Origin of the sequence: Pandoraea pneumonica (assembly GCF_902459645.1) — a bacterium.
Classification (GTDB): domain Bacteria; phylum Pseudomonadota; class Gammaproteobacteria; order Burkholderiales; family Burkholderiaceae; genus Pandoraea; species Pandoraea pneumonica.
Genome location: NZ_CABPSK010000002.1, coordinates 352,213 through 368,450 on the forward strand (window position 1 = coordinate 352,213; position 16,238 = coordinate 368,450).

A 16,238-nucleotide genomic window follows, 5' to 3' on the forward strand; every position below is an offset into this window, starting at 1 on the left:
CCCTGCCGCGTCCCTAGACTGGGTTCCCCGACTGTTCTTGATGAGGAACCCGCACATGACACATCTGCTGCTTCGCACGCTCAAACTCGCCGCATTCGGCCTTTCGATCGGCGCTGCCACGGCTGGCGTCGCGCACGCTTCGGAAAACCGCGATCCGGCCTCGCATCCGACGATCCGAGCGATGCTCGGTGCCAAGACCGTCGATCATCTCGACCCGAAGCGCACCGCGCTGATCGTGATCGACTTCCAGAACGAATATTTCACTGGCCGTATGCCGATCCCGGACGGCAAACGCGCCATGGAGCACGCGAAGCAACTCATCGCGTTTGCCGATGCGGCCAAGATTCCCGTCTACCAGATTCAGCACGTGGCACCCGCCGGGGCCGCCGTCTTTGCGAAGGACGGCACGAGCGTCGCGTTTGTCCCGGCGATGGCACCGCGCGCCCATGACACCGTTTTGCAGAAAACGTCCGTGAGCGTATTCGCGAGCACCGACCTCGACAAACAACTCAAGGCGCGTGGCATCGATACCCTCGTCATCGCGGGTCTGATGACGCATGCCTGCGTGGCCGGTGCGGCTCGGGATGCCGTGCCGTTGGGCTATACCGTCGTGGTAGCATCGGACGCCACGGCCACCCGCGACATTACGCGTATCGACGGCTCGCACGTATCGAGCGATGTGTTGCACCGCGCTGCGCTGGCCGAGATCGAAGACACCTTCGGCGATGTGATGACCACGGACGCGATTCGCCGTCTGCCATTGCGTTAAAGCCTGCCGGGCGAGGGTGTCTTCCGCCCTCCCCGTTCTCACTTGCCTCGACCGCTCGTCATGGATCAATTGCTGGCAATGCGCATCTTCTGCGCCATCGTCGATGCCAAGAGCTTCACGGCGGCCGCCGACGTGCTTGGCATGTCGCATTCGAGCGTGTCGCGCCAGTTGAAGCAAACCGAATCGGCGCTGTGTGTGCAGCTACTGAATCGCACAACCCGTCGATTCGCGCTCACGAGTGCTGGAGAGCGATACCACCGGCATTGTCTCGACATCCTCTCGCGTGTCGATGCCATGACAAATGCGATGTCGGGCGAGCGAGAGCATTTGCAAGGGGCGTTGCGCGTAAGCGTTCCGCTTGCCATCGGCACGTTGGAGTTGGCGGACTGGTTACCGGCATTTCAGTCGCAGTACCCCGACGTCTCGCTCACACTCTCGTGCAGCGATCAGTTCGTCGATCTCGTCGCCGAGCGCTTCGACGTGGCGTTGCGCATCAGCAGTGCGCCGCTCGCCGATAGCAGCCTGATGGCGAAGTTGCTGACCTCGTCAGACACCGTCCTTGTCGCATCTCCCGGCTATCTCGCGCAACGGGGACTGCCGTCCGCCCCCGCCGATCTCGCGAATCATCGGCTGCTCGCGCCGCTGCGCGCCGGTCAGCCTAACGAATGGACGCTAACCGACGTGGCTGACGCGACACAGCGCGTTACCCTCACCGGCACGTTCACCAGCGACGCGATCCCTGCGCTTTTCTCCGCAACGCTTGCCGGTTTGGGCATCGCGGCGTTCACCGAGCGCACTGTACGCACGGAACTTGCTCGCGGTACGCTTGTGCGTGTGTTGCCGCAGTATCGCGCGGGCACCCATCACTACTACGCGCTGTATCCCCGCACGCGCCACGTCAATCCGAGGGCACGCGCGTTCATCGACTTTATGGCGACGCATTACCGTCAGCGATAAATCGACTTTAGCGAGGCACGTTGCCATGACGAGTTCGCACGACATTGCCCCGGAGAGTTCGGCCGCGCGCGTTGCGCTGTGGCGGGCGCTCCATCGGGAAATCGACGTCGCCCCGGCGGTGCTCGATGACGACATCGGCCTGAAATTGCTAGACCCGCCCGATGATTGGCGCGAGCGCGGCGATATGAACCCAGCGTTCACCCGCCCGTTTCGCGCCTCGATCGTGGCGCGCGCGAGGTTCATCGAAGACCTGGTCGTGAGCGAGGCGCAACGCGGCGTGGATCAGTACGTGATTCTCGGCGCGGGGCTCGATAGCTTCGCGCAGCGGCGCACCGAAGCCGCGCAGCACGTGAAGATCTTCGAAGTCGATAAGCCGGGGCCGCAACAATGGAAGCGCAACCGGTTGATCGCATTGGGTTACGGCGTGCCCGACACGCTTCGCTTTGTCGCCGTGGATTTCGAAGCGGGCCAATCGTGGCGCGAAGCGCTGCTGCGTGAGGGCTTCGACGCCAATAGACCCGCCGTCGTGGTGTCGACCGGCGTGAGCATGTATCTCTCGCGCGAGGCGAACGCCGCGACGTTGCGCGAGGTGGCGGCATTCGCGCCCGGCTCGACGTTTGCGATGACGTTCCTGCTGCCGCTGGAGATGGCCGATCCCGACGTGCGTCCCGGGCTGGAAATGGCAGAGAAAGGTGCACGCGCCAGCGGCACGCCGTTTATCAGCTTCTTCCGGCCCGACGAGATGATGGCGTTCGCGATGGAGAACGGCTTCCAGTCGGCGCAGCATGTCAGCGCCGAAGCGCTCACGCAACGCTACTTCACCCATCGCAGCGACGGTTTGCGCCCACCTGCGAACGCGGAAGAACTGCTGATCGCGACGACCTGAGCGGCGAAAACCACGCTATCGCGCTATGCTTCGCGCGATGGCAATGGGTGCCGTCTCGGCCCTGAGCCGACTACTGGAGTTGTGGCATGACGTTAACTGAGCTTCTGGTCCCCACGCTGTCGCAGATGCTGCGCGCCTTGTCTGCGTGGCTCGACAAAGCGGCAGACTTCGAGCGTTCCGCAGGCAAACATCCCGACGCATTGATGACATTGCGACTCGCGCCGGACATGTATCCGCTCGCCGCGCAAGTGCGTTTTGTCAGCTATCAGGCGATGGAACCTGCCTACCGCCTGCGCGGGGAACCGATTCCCGAGGCGGCGCTCGCTGTGCAACGCGAAGGCTGGAACGCCAATCAGAAGCCGGGCACGTTCGAAGAGGCGAAGGCTTGTCTCGCCAATGCCCTCGCGTTTCTCGCTGCCCTGCCGCCGAATGCACTAGATGCAGGCGCGAATGTGCCCGTGTCGCTCGCACTGCCCAACGGTGTGGTCTTCGACATGACCGGCGATCAATACGCGCGTGACTGGTTGCTCGCGCAGTTCTATTTCCACACCAACACCGCCTACGGCATCCTGCGTCATCACGGCGTGGAACTCGGCAAAGCCGACTACGTGCCGCACGTGCTCGCGTACCTGCGCCCGGGCACGCCGCCGCAGGCATAACCTCCCCGCTTCACCACGCTCGCGTCACGTTCGGCCCGCCGCCCTATTCCCCAATCAGAAACGGCGGCCCGAAGCGCGACGCGATGTGTTCGGTCGACTCGAATAACTCACGCAGCACCTGACTCGTGCACGTGGGCTGCACATACAGATAGAACGCCACGTCGGGCAAACGGGGCAGACCGTCGGCCTCGGAGAGCACGCGCATATTGGCGTCGAGCAACTCGGTGGTGCGCGCGGTAATACCCAGCCCGGCGCTGATCGCAGCTTTGATGCCGGTGAGCGTCGGCGAATGGAAGCTGGTTCGCCACGCAATACCGGCAGCGTTCAGCCGCTCGATCGACAACCGCCGGAACAGGCTCAACTCGTCGGCCATCACGAGCGGCACCGGCTCGGCCGGATTGAAGATGAAATCGTCCGCGCAAATCCACACCATCGGCGACGTGCGCAACTTGATGCCCGGAAACCCTTCGTCGTAGCGCGTCGAAATGGCCAGATCCAGTTCCTTGTCGCGCAAGGCGTCCATCAGGTGCGGGCTGCGCCCAACGATGATCTCCAACTGCAACTCGGCAGAAAGTTTCGACAAGCGGCGCAACATGCTCGGCAGAATCGAATCGGCCACGTCGTGTGGCGAGCCGATGCGCAGCTTCTCCGCCGGACCGCGCGTGTGCATCACCTGCACGGCCTGATCGTTGAGCGCGAGAATTTTGTTCGCGTATGCCACCAGGCGGACACCGTCCGCCGTCATCGTCTTCTGGCGACCCTGTTTCTCGAACAGCGGGCAGCCCATTTCCTGCTCCAGCCGCTGCATCTGCTGCGTGATCGCCGACTGCGTGCGGCCGACGCGCGTCGCCGCCGCGGCAAAGGTCTCGTGCTGGGCAATGGCCACGAAGGTGCGCAGCAGATCGATGTCCAGATTTCGCATAAATCTCCGAGCGGGATACTTCAGAGTTGCTAATGTATCCGGGATAAAAATTAAATTGTTCTTGCAGATTTTGGTCGATAACCTGCTTAACACTCAAGCAATATTTATGTGACCGAGGGCAGATCACTCCCCCGCTAATGGATCCCCTCAATCGGTCCAACCCAAGGAGACTCAGGATCATGTGGCAACGACACCTTGCAGCCGCGCTGTTCGCGACCCTCGCCATGACGGGCGTCGCACACGCTGACCAACTGGCGGATATCAAGGCGCGCGGCACGCTCGTTTGCGGTACGCAAAACGCCAGCGAGCCCTACGCGTTCCCCGATGCCGCCACGCGCAAGATCGTCGGCTTCGACGTCGACGTGTGCAGCGCGATTGCCAAGGGCCTCGGCGTGAAGCTCGAACATCGCGCCCTGTCGACCGATGCCCGTATTCCTGAACTCAAGACGCGCCGCGTCGACGTGCTGGCCGCTGCCGTGGCGTGGATGCCAGCTCGCGCCGCACAGGTCGATTTCAGCGACCAATACTTCGTTGCCCCGATTCGCGTGCTGGTGCGCGCCGATTCGCCGATTCAGACGCTCGACCAACTCGCTGGCAAGAAGATCGCCGCGTCCGAAGGCTCCAGTTCGGCGGCTGTGTCGGTCACCCGTTTGCCCGACTCGAACCTGCTCACGTTCCACGACATCTCGTCGGCGTTCCTCGCGCTGCAACAGGGCAAGGTGGAAGGTCTCGTCGCCGGTCAGTTGATTCTGGCGCGCTTTGCCAACGAAGCAGCGGCCAAAGGCGGTCCGCAGCAGTTTCGCTTGCTGACCAAGCCGGTGTTCGAAGAGCGCTGGGGCGTGGTGATGAACAAGGGTGAGCCGGCGCTGATGGCAGCGGTGAACAAGATTCTGCAAGACTACGAGAAGACCAACGGCCTGCAAGACAGCTTCGACAAGTGGCTCGGCACCAAGTCGGTCTACAAGTTCACGCGCGACTATAAGGTCGAGCCGATCAAAGTGCAGTAAGCGAGACGCCCCGCGATGTTCGATCTCTCGTTTTTGCTCGATGACGGCTACCTGAAGCTGTTTCGCGACGGGGTGCTCACCACACTGCGCCTGTTCGTGGTCTCGGGCTTGCTCGCGATCGTGGTGGGCGTGGTGCTCACCACGCTGCGCGCGATGCCGGTGAAACTGCTCAAGGGCTTTGTGATCGTGGTGGTGGAGTACCACCGCAATGTGCCGGTGCTGGTGCAGATTCTCGTGTGGTACTTCGGCGTGCCGCAACTGCTGCCCGACGGCGCACGCGACTGGATCAATGCCGGCAACACCGAGTTCTTCTTTGCCACGGTGGCACTTGCGCTCAACTCGGGCGCGTTCATCTCCGAAGACTTGCGCTCGGGGCTGCGCGCCATTCCGCATACGCAGCAGGAAGCCGCGTGGTCGATCGGTCTGTCGTATCTGCAATCGTTTCGCTACGTGATCCTGCCGCAAGGCATTCGCGTGGCGTTGCCCGCCCTGCTCAATCAGGCGCTGTTGCTCTTCAAGAACAGTTCGCTGGCGATGGCCATCGGCGTGCACGAGTTGCTGTATCGCACGCGTCAGATCGATAACCTGACCTTCCGCACGTTCGACGTTTTTCTGGTGGCGACGATTTTGTACCTGATCGGCACGCTGGCCCTGATGGCGCTCTCCGAGCATTTCTCCAAGCGCCGCACGGCGCCGTCGGGAGCCTAAAGCCATGTTCGAGATTCTTCACGACTATCTCGCGTTGTTCCTCGTCGGCAGTTGGCCCAACGGCCCGCTGGGCGGCGTGGCGATCACGCTCATTCTCTCGGCACTGGGGCTGGTGATCTCGTTTCCGATTGCGGTTGCCATCGGCATGGGGCAGGTCTCGCCGTGGCGCTGGCTGCGTCGCATCATCGGTGTGTGGACGCGTCTCGTGCGCGGCATTCCGCTGCTGATGATCATCTTCTGGGCGTACTTCGCCGTGCCGTTGCTCGTGGGGGCCGAAGTCTCGGCGTTCACGACGGCGGTGTGCGCGATCATCGTCTACGAGAGCGCGTTCCTGTCGCAGATTGTGCGTGCCGGTTTGGAAGGCTTGCCGCGCGGTCAGATGGAAGCCGCGCGCTCGAACGGGCTGTCTTGGCTGCAAAGCATGCGCTACGTGCAACTGCCGCAGGCGCTCGCCAACATGCTGCCGTCGATCGTCAATCAGTTCGTATCGATCATCAAGGCAACGTCGCTGGCCTATGTGATCGGCGTGCCCGAGCTGACGTACTCCGCCGCACAGGTCAACACCATTACGCTGACCAAGCCGCTGCAAACGTTCCTCGTGCTCGCAGCATTCTATTTCGTGGTGTGTTTCGCCATCTCGCGCTTCGCCGGTTGGCTGGAGCGCCGCATCGCCCGCCAACGCGCGGGGTTGGCTTGAGCACGTGAAGCACTCAAGTATTCAGAAGGAGAACGCGGCCATGACCATGCTCGCATTCGAGAATGTCCAGAAATACTACGGCGAGCACCATGTGCTCAAGGGCATCGACGCCACCATCAACCGCGGCGAAGTCGTGGTGGTGTGCGGGCCGTCGGGCTCGGGCAAGTCGACGCTGATCCGTACCGTCACCCGGCTTGAGGCGATTCAGCAGGGACGCATCCTGTTCGAAGGCAAGGACGTGACGGCACGCGACGTGAAACTCAACCAATTGCGCGCACGTATCGGTTTCGTCTTCCAGAGCTTCAACCTGTTTCAGAACCTGTCGGTGCGGCAGAACCTGATTCTAGGGCCCACGAAAGTGCTCGGCATGTCGCGCGACGAAGCCACCGCGCAGGCCGAAGCGCTGCTGACGAAAGTCGGCCTCGCGCATAAGATCGATGCGATGCCTGCCAATCTCTCGGGCGGCCAGCAACAACGCGTGGCCATTGCGCGCGCGCTGGCGATGAAGCCGCCGCTCATGCTGTTCGACGAGCCGACGAGTGCGCTCGACCCGGAGATGGTGCAGGAAGTGCTGCAAGTCATGCGCTCGCTGGCCGACGAAGGGCTCACGATGATGATCGTCACGCACGAGATGGGTTTCGCGCGCGATGTGTCGAGTCGCGTCTGGTTCATGGATCAGGGCCAGTTGCTCGAAGATGCGCCGCCATCGGAATTTTTCAGTCAGCCGAAGCACGCCCGCGCGCAGCGCTTCCTGCAAGACGTGTTGCGCCCGCAGTTCGTGAGCATGCCGCGCGAGCCTGTATTGGCGTCTGTACCGGCCTGATACCCCATACCTATAACGACACACGCGACACTGCCCGGGTCAGCGACCTTCGGGCATATCCATAACAAAGCTTCACGGAGAACTCCCTCATCATGTCCACGCAAACTGAACAACGCCAGGCCGTCGTGGCCGATGCCATCGCCGCAATGAAGGCCGCACTGGCCCCGGCGGGCGAAACGCGTCCGGCACTCGCCGCCGTGCTCGAACAAGTCAAATCGCTCGCGGCACGCACCGCGCTGTGGGACGAAGCCGACTTCCCGCCGCCCAACGACGGCGAACTGCAAGCCCGCTACCTCATTCACGAAGATGCCGACCGCACCTACGCGCTGTATCTCAACGTGATGCGCCCGGGCAAGAAGATCACGCCGCATAACCACACCACGTGGGCGTGCATCGCAGCGGTCGACGGCACCGAATACAACTACGTGTATCGCCGCACCGACGACGGCGCGACGCCGGGCGTCGGCACGCTCGAAGTGAGCGACACGGTGGTGGTCGATCCGGGGCACGGCATCGCGCTGGCATCGGAAGACATTCACGCCGTGGAAATCAAGGGCGAAGCGCCCATCCGCCACCTGCACATGTACGGCCGCGCGCTGGAGACGCTCACCGAGCGCATCACGTTCGATCTCGACAAAGGCACGTATCAGGTGATGGACATCGGCGTGAAGACGCGTCGCTAAACCCCACCGGTAATTCCTGACGGCGCGAGCGAGTCTCGCGCCTCCCGCATCACACCGCCCCAACAGGCGGTGCGGGCTCGCTCATCCCTACGTTTCGGCAAACGCCGCAGCGAACTTAGATATCGACGCTACGCTATGACCTCGTTCACCCCATCATTCGTGCCAGCGGCCCTGCTCAAGGACTGGCTGCACGACGGCGCCGAGATCGCCGTCTTCGACGTGCGCGAGCACGGCCAGTACGGCGAAGCTCACCTGTTCTACGGCGTGACCCTGCCATACAGCCGCCTCGAGCTCGACATCCCTCGCCTCGCGCCGCGTCGCGACGCCCGCGTGGTGGTCTACGACACCGAGGCGACTGTCGCTGTGCAGGCGGCCGAGCGTCTGGCGGCGCTGGGCTACACCAACGTGCACGTGCTGGAGAACGGCACGCAAGGCTGGCAGCAAGCGGGCTATGCGCTGTTTGCTGGCGTGAATGTGCCGTCGAAAACCTTCGGCGAACTCGTGGAGATGGCGTATCACACGCCACGCGTTACGGCACGTGAACTCGCCGCGATGCGCGAGCGCGGCGACGACGTGGTGATTCTCGATGGCCGCCCCGTCAATGAGTATTTGAAGATGACGATCCCGTCGTCGATCTGCTGCCCGAATGGTGAACTCGGTTACCGCATTCGCGAACTCGTGCCGAACCCGCAAACGCCTATCGTGGTGAATTGCGCCGGGCGCACGCGCAGCATCATCGGCGCGCAGACGCTCATCAACCTCGGTATTCCGAACCCGGTGATGGCGCTCGAGAACGGCACGCAAGGCTGGTATCTCGAAGACCTGCCGCTCGAACATGGCAGCACGCGCCGGTATCCCGATGCGGTCACGCCGTCGAGCGTGGCGCAGATGCGCGAAGCGAGCGGCGCGCTGGCGGAACGCTTTGCCGTGCCGGAAATCGACGCCGACACGTTTGCCCAATGGGCCGCCGATTCGTCGCGTTCGCTGTTCCTGTGCGACGTGCGCACGCCGGAAGAATTCGCCGCAGGCACCCTGCCCGGTGCGCAACACACGCCGGGCGGCCAGTTGATTCAGGCCACCGATCAGTACGTCGGCGTGCGTCATGCGCGGCTGGTGCTGTTCGACAACGATGGTGTGCGTGCACCGATCGTCGCAAGCTGGCTGCGTCAGTTGGGTCACGACGCGAGTGTCTTGCGCGATGGCCTCAACAGCGGTGTGTCACTGGCGGCCACGACGGCGGCGTTCGATATCACCCTGCCTGAGATCGACGCGGCGACGCTCGCCGCATCGATGGCGAATGGAAGCGTGAGTGTGGTCGATGTGCGTCCGAGCATGAGCTATCGGAAGGAACATATCCCCGGTGCGCAATGGGCGATTCGCCCGCAGCTGCCGCAATTGGCTGGGACGCAAAATATCGTTCTCGTCGCCGACGAGCGCGGCGTCGCCGAGTTGTTCGTGGCAGACTGGCGTCGTGCGCATCCCGGCGACACGCGTACGTTCTCGCTGCTCGCAGGCGGTTTCAAAGCGTGGACGGCCGCAGGCCAGCCGGGCGCAAGCACGCCGGATTTGCCGCCGGACGCCGAGTGCATCGATTACTTGTTCTTCGTGCATGACCGTCACGACGGCAACAAAGCGGCCGCGCGTCAGTATCTGGCGTGGGAGACGGGTCTGCTGGCCCAACTCGACGATCAGGAGCGCGGTGCGTTCCGTATCGGTGAGCAGGCCGCTCCCGTCGCCAAGTAATTGCAGAGCCAGTGCGTGCACGGCGTGACCGTGCACGCGATGAATTCGACCTGCCGGTCATTGCCAACGCCCTGAACATGTCCCGACAATCGCCCCCCCAACGTCTCGCCACCCGCCTTGTGAAAGGCGGCACGCATACTCCTGTCGTCGGCGGCCGTGCCGTCAATCCGCCCGTGGTGCGTGCGTCCACCGTGTTGTTCGAAACGATGGACGACATGAACGACGCCCGCCGCCGCCGTGGCACCGAGCGCATGTTCACTTACGGCGCACGCGGCAATCCGACGGGTTTCGCGCTGGAGGACGTGGTGGCCGGGCTTGAGGGCGGCTATCGCACGCGACTCTTTCCGACCGGATTGGCTGCCATCTCGATGGTGTTTCTCGCCTACGTACGCCCGGGCGATCACGTGCTGATTGCCGATTGCGTGTACCAGCCGCTTCGCCATTTCGTCGAGACGTTCCTCAAGCCGTGGGGCGTTCACGTCACCTACTTCCGCGCCGATGGCAGCGACGCCGGTGAGCACATGACCGCGCGCACGAAGATCGTCTACGTGGAAGCGCCCGGCTCGCTCGTCTACGAGATGTGCGATATCCCTGCGCTGGCGGATTTGGCGCACCGTCATGGCGCGCTGCTCGTTGCCGACAACACGTGGGGTTCCGGCGTGCAGTATCGTCCACTGATGCTAGGGGCCGACGTGTCGGTGATGGCGGCGACCAAGTATCTGAGCGGCCACTCGGACGTCATGATGGGCACCGTCACCACGACGGAGGAAGTCTGGCAAACGTTCTCGACAATGTGCGACGCACAGGGTGTGGCCGTGAGCCCCGACGACGCCTATCTCGTGCTGCGCGGCACCCGCACGCTGGCGGCTCGCTTGCAAATGCACGAGCGTCACGCGCTAGAGATTGCGCATTGGCTCGAAGGCTTGCCCGACGTGGCACGCGTGTTTTGTCCGGCACTGCCGACGCATCCGGGGCATGACCTCTGGCAACGCGATTGCATCGGCACCAACGGGCTGATTTCGTTTGAATTCTCGAATGCGACGGCGGCGCAAGCCAATCAGTTTGTCGATTCGCTGACGCTGTTCGGCATCGGCGCTTCGTGGGGCGGCTACGAAAGCCTCGCGACGGTGTCGAACGTCGCGGGCACGCGCACCTGCGAAGACTGGTCGACAGCAGGCCCGATCGTGCGACTGCACATCGGCCTCGAAGACCCGCAGGATCTTATGGAAGATCTGGCGGCAAGCTTCGAGCGGATTGCGGCATAACGTTACGAAGCGCACGCAGCCCGCACGGCTGGGCGCGCTTCGATTTTTGCGAGCCAGCGCTGCACGTGTGGAAACGCCGCGATATCCAAATGCAGTTCTTCATGCGAACGCAGCCACGCAAACGCGGCGATATCGGCAATCGTGTACTCACCGGTCGCGAGATACGCCGACTGCGCGAGACGTGATTCGACGACGCCGAGCAGCCGCAGCGATTCCTTGCGATACCGCTCGATGGCTTCGCGGTTGTCCGTCTTCGACCCGTGCAAAAACCACCACAATTGCCCGAGCATCGGCCCGATGCCGCCGATCTGGAAATGGAGCCATTGCTGCACGGCGAGGCGGTCTGCTTCCTCGGCGGGCAGTAGCGCGCCGGTCTTCGCCGCGAGATACGTGAGAATCGCCCCCGATTCAAAGACCGTTTGGCCGCTTTCGTGATCGACGATGACTGGGATCTTGCCGTTCGGATTGCGTCGCAGGAATTCCGGCTGCTTTTGCTCGCCCGCCGACAGATCGACATCGACCTGCTCATAAGCGAGACCCGCTTCGCGCAGATACAGGCTGATCTTCAGCCCATTAGGGGTGTTGGCGGTGTACAGCGTGATGGGGGTTGCCATGACGTTCCTCTCGTAGGTGGTCGCTCGATGACTGCGCTCAATGGATTGCAATTGCAATCGTTGCAAATGCAATCCTAGGCGGTTTCGTTTGGCACCGCAAGCGAGTCATCGAATGCCCACATTGGGTGTGGGCATATCGACCATCGGGAACGCCGGTTTCGCGTGAACAGGCCCTAGCGCTTGGCGTCGGAGAGGAGTGCGAAGGCGGCGGCGCTGGCCCGATCGAGCGCTTCGGCGGTGGGGCGCACGTCTTTCTCGCGGAATTGGCTCAGGAACAATTCCGCGACAGCGGACTGATACACCTTCCACATCTTCTTGCGCAGCGTGCGGCCTTTGTCGGTGATGGTGGCGTAGGCGGCGCGGCCGTCTTCCGGCGAACGCATGCGTGTGACCAAGCCTTCCTGTTCCAGCCTGTCGATCAGCCGCGTGAGGTTGTAGCGCTCGATGGCGAGCACATCGGCCAATTCATGCATGCGGCGCGTGCCTTCGGGCCCGCTCTCCAGCCCCCAGAGCGTGTCGTACCACGCGTAGGCCGGTAATCCAGCGTCCGCCAGACGGCGCTCGATTTCGCGAATCATCGTGCGGTGCGCGCGCACGAAGGAAAACCACAGATCGGGGTCGGTTGAACTCATTGGGGCCTCGTCGAATTCGGATGTGAGTTGCAGTTGCAATTGTACATGGCTAGAATGGCCGTCAAGACGATTGCAATTGCAACGCATAAGGAGGCATGTCATGACTCAACCGATACAGGCGGTACACGCAAGCAATTCCACGCCCACGGATATCGACGCACAGGAAACGCGCGAGTGGCTCGATGCCCTCGACGGTGTGACGCAATACGAAGGCCGTGCCCGTGCGCATTACCTGATGGACCGTCTCGCCGATTGGGACTTCGAGCGACACGGCGACTTTCACGGGCGCGTGACGACGGCATACGTCAACACGATTTCGAAGGCGCGTCAGCCCGACTATCCGGGCGATCTGTCGCTTGAGCGCCGGCTCAATGCCTTCATTCGCTGGAATGCGATGGTGATGGTGCTGCGTGCGGGCAAGCATTCGAACGTGGGCGGGCATATTGCGACGTATCAGTCGGCGGCGGTGCTGTACGACGTGGGCTTCAATCACTTCTTCCGAGGCCGTACCGAGACGTTCGACGGCGACATGATCTACATTCAGGGGCACTCCGCGCCGGGCATCTATGGCCGGGCGTATCTGGAGGGCCGCATCTCCGAAGCGCAACTCGACGACTTTCGGCGCGAGGCCGGGCGCGACGGTATTTCGTCGTATCCGCATCCGAGGCTGATGCCCGATTTTTGGCAGTTCCCGACGGTTTCGATGGGGCTGGGGCCGCTGACGGCTGCGTATCAGGCGCGGTTCATGCGTTATCTGGAATACCGCAGTTTGAAGCCGCATCAGGGGCGCAAGGTCTGGGCGTTTCTCGGCGACGGCGAGATGGATCAGCCGGAATCGCTCGCGGCGATTTCCTTGGGCGGGCGAGAGCGGCTCGACAACCTGATCTTCGTCGTGAACTGCAACCTGCAACGGCTCGACGGGCCGGTGCGTGGCAATAGCAAGGTGATTCAGGAACTGGAAGGCACGTTCCGCGCGGCGGGCTGGAACGTCATCAAGGTGATTTGGGGCAGCGGCTGGGACGCCTTGCTGGAGCGAGACACCCACGGGTTGCTGCGCGAGCGGATGATGGCTTGCGTCGATGGCGACTACCAGACGTTCAAGTCGCAGAACGGGGCGTACGTGCGTGAGCACTTCTTCGGCACGTCGCCCGAGTTGCTTGCCATGGTCGCGCATCTGAGCGACGACGAGATATGGCAACTGGCGCGCGGCGGTCACGATGCGCTGAAGGTTCACGCGGCTTATGCGCAGGCAATGCGCACTGAAGGGCGGCCGACGGTGATTCTCGCAAAGACGGTCAAGGGCTTCGGAATGGGCGAGGCGGGCGAAGGGCAGAACGTCAACCATCAACTGAAGAAGATGAGTGCCGATGCCGTGCGCGCGTTTCGCGATCGCTTCGATCTGCCCGTGCGCGACGATCAACTCGAAGACATGCCATATCTCAAGCCAGCGCCCGACAGCCCCGAAGGCCGCTATTTTGCGGCGCGATTGTCGGCGCAGGGCGGTCATCAGCCTGCGCGTTTCGGCCTTCGCGCACCGCTTGCGATTCCGCCGCTTGAGGCATTTGCGGGGCAGTTGAAGGACTCGGGCGAGCGTGAGTTATCGACGACGATGGCGTTCGTGCGCATGCTCACGACACTGCTCAAAAATCCTGAAATTGGCAAACGCGTTATCCCGATCGTGCCGGACGAATCGCGCACGTTTGGCATGGAGGGTCTGTTCCGCCAGATTGGCATTCACTCGTATGTCGGCCAACTATATACGCCGCAAGATGCCGGTCAACTGAGCTATTACAAGGAAGCCCGCGACGGCCAAATCTTGCAGGAAGGGATCAACGAATCGGGCGCAATTGCCTCGTGGATTGCCGCAGGCACGTCGTACAGCACGCACGACTTCGCGACGATTCCGTTCTACATCTTCTACTCGATGTTCGGTCTGCAACGCGTGGGCGATCTGGCGTGGGCGGCTGGTGACGCACGCACGCGCGGCTTCTTGCTGGGCGCGACATCGGGGCGCACGACGCTCATGGGCGAGGGGTTGCAACACGATGACGGGCACAGTCACGTGCTGTCGTCGGTGATTCCGAACTGCGTGTCGTACGACCCGACGTTCCAGTTCGAGCTTGCGGTGATTCTGCAAGACGGCATGCGACGCATGTATGCGAACGACGAAGACGTCTACTACTACGTCACGCTGCTCAACGAGAACTATGCGCACCCCGCGATGCCAGAAGGGGCCGAAGCGGGCATTCTCAAGGGTTTGTATCTGCTGCGCGAAGGCATCGCTCCCGCACCCGATGCGCCGCGCGTGCAATTGATGGGAAGTGGGGCGATTTTGCGCGAGGTCATTGCGGCAAGCGAATTGCTGGCGAAGGACTTCGGGGTCGCGAGCGACGTGTGGAGTGCGACGAGCCTGACGGAAGTGCGACGCGAGGGGTTGGCCGTTGAGCGGTGGAATCTGTTGCATCCGTCGCAGATGCCGCGCGTGCCGTATGTGCAGCAATGTCTTTCCGATCGCGACGGGCCGGTGGTGGTGGCGACCGATTACATGAAGATCGTCGGCGATCAGATTCGTCCGTTCGTGCTGAATCGACGCTTCGTGACGTTAGGCACCGATGGGTTCGGCCGCTCGGATACGCGCGAATCGCTGCGCGCGTTTTTCGAAGTGGATCGCCATTTCATCGTGCTGGCGGCACTCTCGGCGCTGGCCGATGAAGGCAAACTGCCGCGTGAGTTGGCGGCCGAAGCCATCGTCAAATACGGTATCGATCCCGAGAAGCTCGACCCGGCGTCGGTGTGACGCCAAGGCGTGCCGCCGGTGGTTACTTTGCCGCTGGCGGCGCGCTATCCGTGATCGTGTGCTCCGCGATGAAGCGTGAAACGGCGCTGACGACATTGGGCGCGAGCGGCAACGACGGATTGCCGTAGGTTGCGATGTTCGCCGCGCGGTTGTCGGTGGTCACGGTTTTCAGCACGTGATTTGTGTCGGGCAGTAGCGCGAGCGTCGCAGCAGGCTGGGCTTCCTTGAGGCGCTGCGCATCGACGACGCTCACTTGCAGGTCGCGCTCGCCTTGCACGATGAGCGTGGGGACTTGCACGTTGGCAATCAGTTTGGCCGGGTCTTGCGCGAAGAGGCTAATCAGGAATCCCTGCACGGCCGGTGCAAAGAGCGGCGCGAGCGGTGCGGGTAGCGCTTTGACGTCGACACGTTCACCCTTGGTGAGCGCACGGATTGCCTCATCACCGGCATCGGCGATCGGGCCGTTGGCGGGGTTGGCGTGCAACTGTTCGCTGATGACTTCGCCGAGCGGACGCCCGCCAGTGGACACGAGGATTAGCCCACAAACACCCTCCGGACGCCGCGCTGCCGTTGCCAGCGCGATTAATCCGCCTTCGCTGTGACCGAGCAGCCAGACGCAGCGTGCGCTCGTTTGCTGGCGGATCGTGCCGATCCACGTCAGGGTGTCTTGCACATAGTCGTCGACGGTGACGGCGTTCGCGCTGGGAACGGCTTTCGCGCTACCGAATAATCCGCGCTTGTCGATGCGCACACTGGCGATGCGATTTTCGGCCAGCGCATCGGCGAGCAGCTTATAGGGCTCGGCGCGGACACCCAGCGGATTATTGCCGTCGCGATCCGTCGGCCCGGAGCCGGGAATGATAAGCACCGTGGCGAGCGGTTGCGCAGGCGATTCAAGCGTCCCCGCGAGCGGCCCTTGCGGTCCCGGTGCTTGTATTTCAGTGCTGGCAGCGTGAGACATATTGGCGGCGACCGTAAGGGCAAGCGCTAACCCCAGTGACTGTGCGGACTTGAGCATGACGAAAGCGGCAATGAGACGACGTGACGGAATGCCCCGGCCACGATCTCACCGGGTG

Annotated in this window: 16 protein-coding genes; 12 read left to right on the top strand and 4 right to left on the bottom strand. The window is 62.8% G+C overall.

Annotated features, from left to right (window positions below):
- Positions 1-55: 55 nt before the first annotated feature.
- The 4 genes from PPN31114_RS10650 (at position 56) to PPN31114_RS10665 (ending at position 3,271) form a co-directional block, all read left to right on the top strand.
- A complete protein-coding gene (locus PPN31114_RS10650) occupies positions 56-769 on the top strand; it encodes a cysteine hydrolase family protein (protein WP_150679489.1) in 714 nt (237 codons plus the stop codon).
- Between the two features lie 60 nt (positions 770-829).
- Positions 830-1,726: a LysR family transcriptional regulator gene (locus PPN31114_RS10655; RefSeq protein WP_150679490.1), complete on the top strand. Its 897-nt coding sequence runs from the start codon at positions 830-832 to the stop codon at positions 1,724-1,726.
- Positions 1,727-1,751: 25 nt separating this feature from the next.
- The gene (locus PPN31114_RS10660) at positions 1,752-2,612 is read left to right on the top strand and encodes a class I SAM-dependent methyltransferase (RefSeq protein ID WP_150679491.1); all 861 of its coding nucleotides are present in this window, start codon (positions 1,752-1,754) and stop codon (positions 2,610-2,612) included.
- Positions 2,613-2,698: 86 nt separating this feature from the next.
- Positions 2,699-3,271 (top strand): DUF1993 domain-containing protein, encoded by a 573-nt coding sequence (locus PPN31114_RS10665; protein ID WP_150679492.1) that lies wholly within the window; start codon positions 2,699-2,701, stop codon positions 3,269-3,271.
- 43 nt (positions 3,272-3,314) lie between these two features.
- On the opposite strand, the gene PPN31114_RS10670 is transcribed toward PPN31114_RS10665, so the two are convergent.
- Positions 3,315-4,193 carry a LysR substrate-binding domain-containing protein gene (locus PPN31114_RS10670; RefSeq protein WP_150679493.1) on the bottom strand — a complete coding sequence of 293 codons (879 nt, stop codon included), beginning with the start codon at positions 4,191-4,193 and terminating at the stop codon, positions 3,315-3,317.
- Between the two features lie 179 nt (positions 4,194-4,372).
- Here PPN31114_RS10670 and PPN31114_RS10675 point away from each other — a divergent pair, with 179 nt between their 5' ends.
- The 7 genes from PPN31114_RS10675 (at position 4,373) to metC (ending at position 11,119) form a co-directional block, all read left to right on the top strand.
- On the top strand, positions 4,373-5,200 hold the full coding sequence (locus PPN31114_RS10675) for a transporter substrate-binding domain-containing protein (protein WP_150679494.1): 828 nt from the start codon (positions 4,373-4,375) through the stop codon (positions 5,198-5,200).
- A 15-nt stretch (positions 5,201-5,215) separates the two neighbouring features.
- On the top strand, positions 5,216-5,908 hold the full coding sequence (locus PPN31114_RS10680) for an amino acid ABC transporter permease (RefSeq protein ID WP_150679495.1): 693 nt from the start codon (positions 5,216-5,218) through the stop codon (positions 5,906-5,908).
- A gap of 4 nt (positions 5,909-5,912) precedes the next feature.
- Complete coding sequence (locus PPN31114_RS10685) at positions 5,913-6,605, top strand: amino acid ABC transporter permease (RefSeq protein WP_150679496.1); 693 nt, start codon at positions 5,913-5,915, stop codon at positions 6,603-6,605.
- 46 nt (positions 6,606-6,651) lie between these two features.
- Positions 6,652-7,428, top strand: a complete 777-nt coding sequence (locus PPN31114_RS10690; RefSeq protein ID WP_174988105.1) for an amino acid ABC transporter ATP-binding protein — start codon at positions 6,652-6,654, stop codon at positions 7,426-7,428.
- 92 nt (positions 7,429-7,520) lie between these two features.
- A complete protein-coding gene (locus tag PPN31114_RS10695) occupies positions 7,521-8,111 on the top strand; it encodes a cysteine dioxygenase family protein (protein WP_150679498.1) in 591 nt (196 codons plus the stop codon).
- Between the two features lie 135 nt (positions 8,112-8,246).
- A complete protein-coding gene (locus PPN31114_RS10700) occupies positions 8,247-9,854 on the top strand; it encodes a rhodanese-like domain-containing protein (RefSeq protein ID WP_150679499.1) in 1,608 nt (535 codons plus the stop codon).
- A gap of 77 nt (positions 9,855-9,931) precedes the next feature.
- The gene (metC, locus tag PPN31114_RS10705; protein ID WP_150679500.1) at positions 9,932-11,119 is read left to right on the top strand and encodes a cystathionine beta-lyase; all 1,188 of its coding nucleotides are present in this window, start codon (positions 9,932-9,934) and stop codon (positions 11,117-11,119) included.
- 2 nt (positions 11,120-11,121) lie between these two features.
- Here metC and PPN31114_RS10710 read toward each other — a convergent pair whose 3' ends face one another.
- Complete coding sequence (locus PPN31114_RS10710) at positions 11,122-11,733, bottom strand: glutathione S-transferase family protein (RefSeq protein ID WP_150679501.1); 612 nt, start codon at positions 11,731-11,733, stop codon at positions 11,122-11,124.
- 173 nt (positions 11,734-11,906) lie between these two features.
- Positions 11,907-12,365 (bottom strand): MarR family winged helix-turn-helix transcriptional regulator, encoded by a 459-nt coding sequence (locus PPN31114_RS10715; RefSeq protein ID WP_150679502.1) that lies wholly within the window; start codon positions 12,363-12,365, stop codon positions 11,907-11,909.
- Between the two features lie 100 nt (positions 12,366-12,465).
- On the opposite strand from PPN31114_RS10715, the gene aceE reads away from it, so the two are divergent.
- Complete coding sequence (gene aceE / locus PPN31114_RS10720; protein ID WP_150679503.1) at positions 12,466-15,162, top strand: pyruvate dehydrogenase (acetyl-transferring), homodimeric type; 2,697 nt, start codon at positions 12,466-12,468, stop codon at positions 15,160-15,162.
- A 22-nt stretch (positions 15,163-15,184) separates the two neighbouring features.
- Here the strand turns inward: aceE and PPN31114_RS10725 are convergent, their stop codons facing one another.
- Complete coding sequence (locus tag PPN31114_RS10725; protein ID WP_150679504.1) at positions 15,185-16,180, bottom strand: alpha/beta fold hydrolase; 996 nt, start codon at positions 16,178-16,180, stop codon at positions 15,185-15,187.
- Positions 16,181-16,238: the final 58 nt, after the last annotated feature.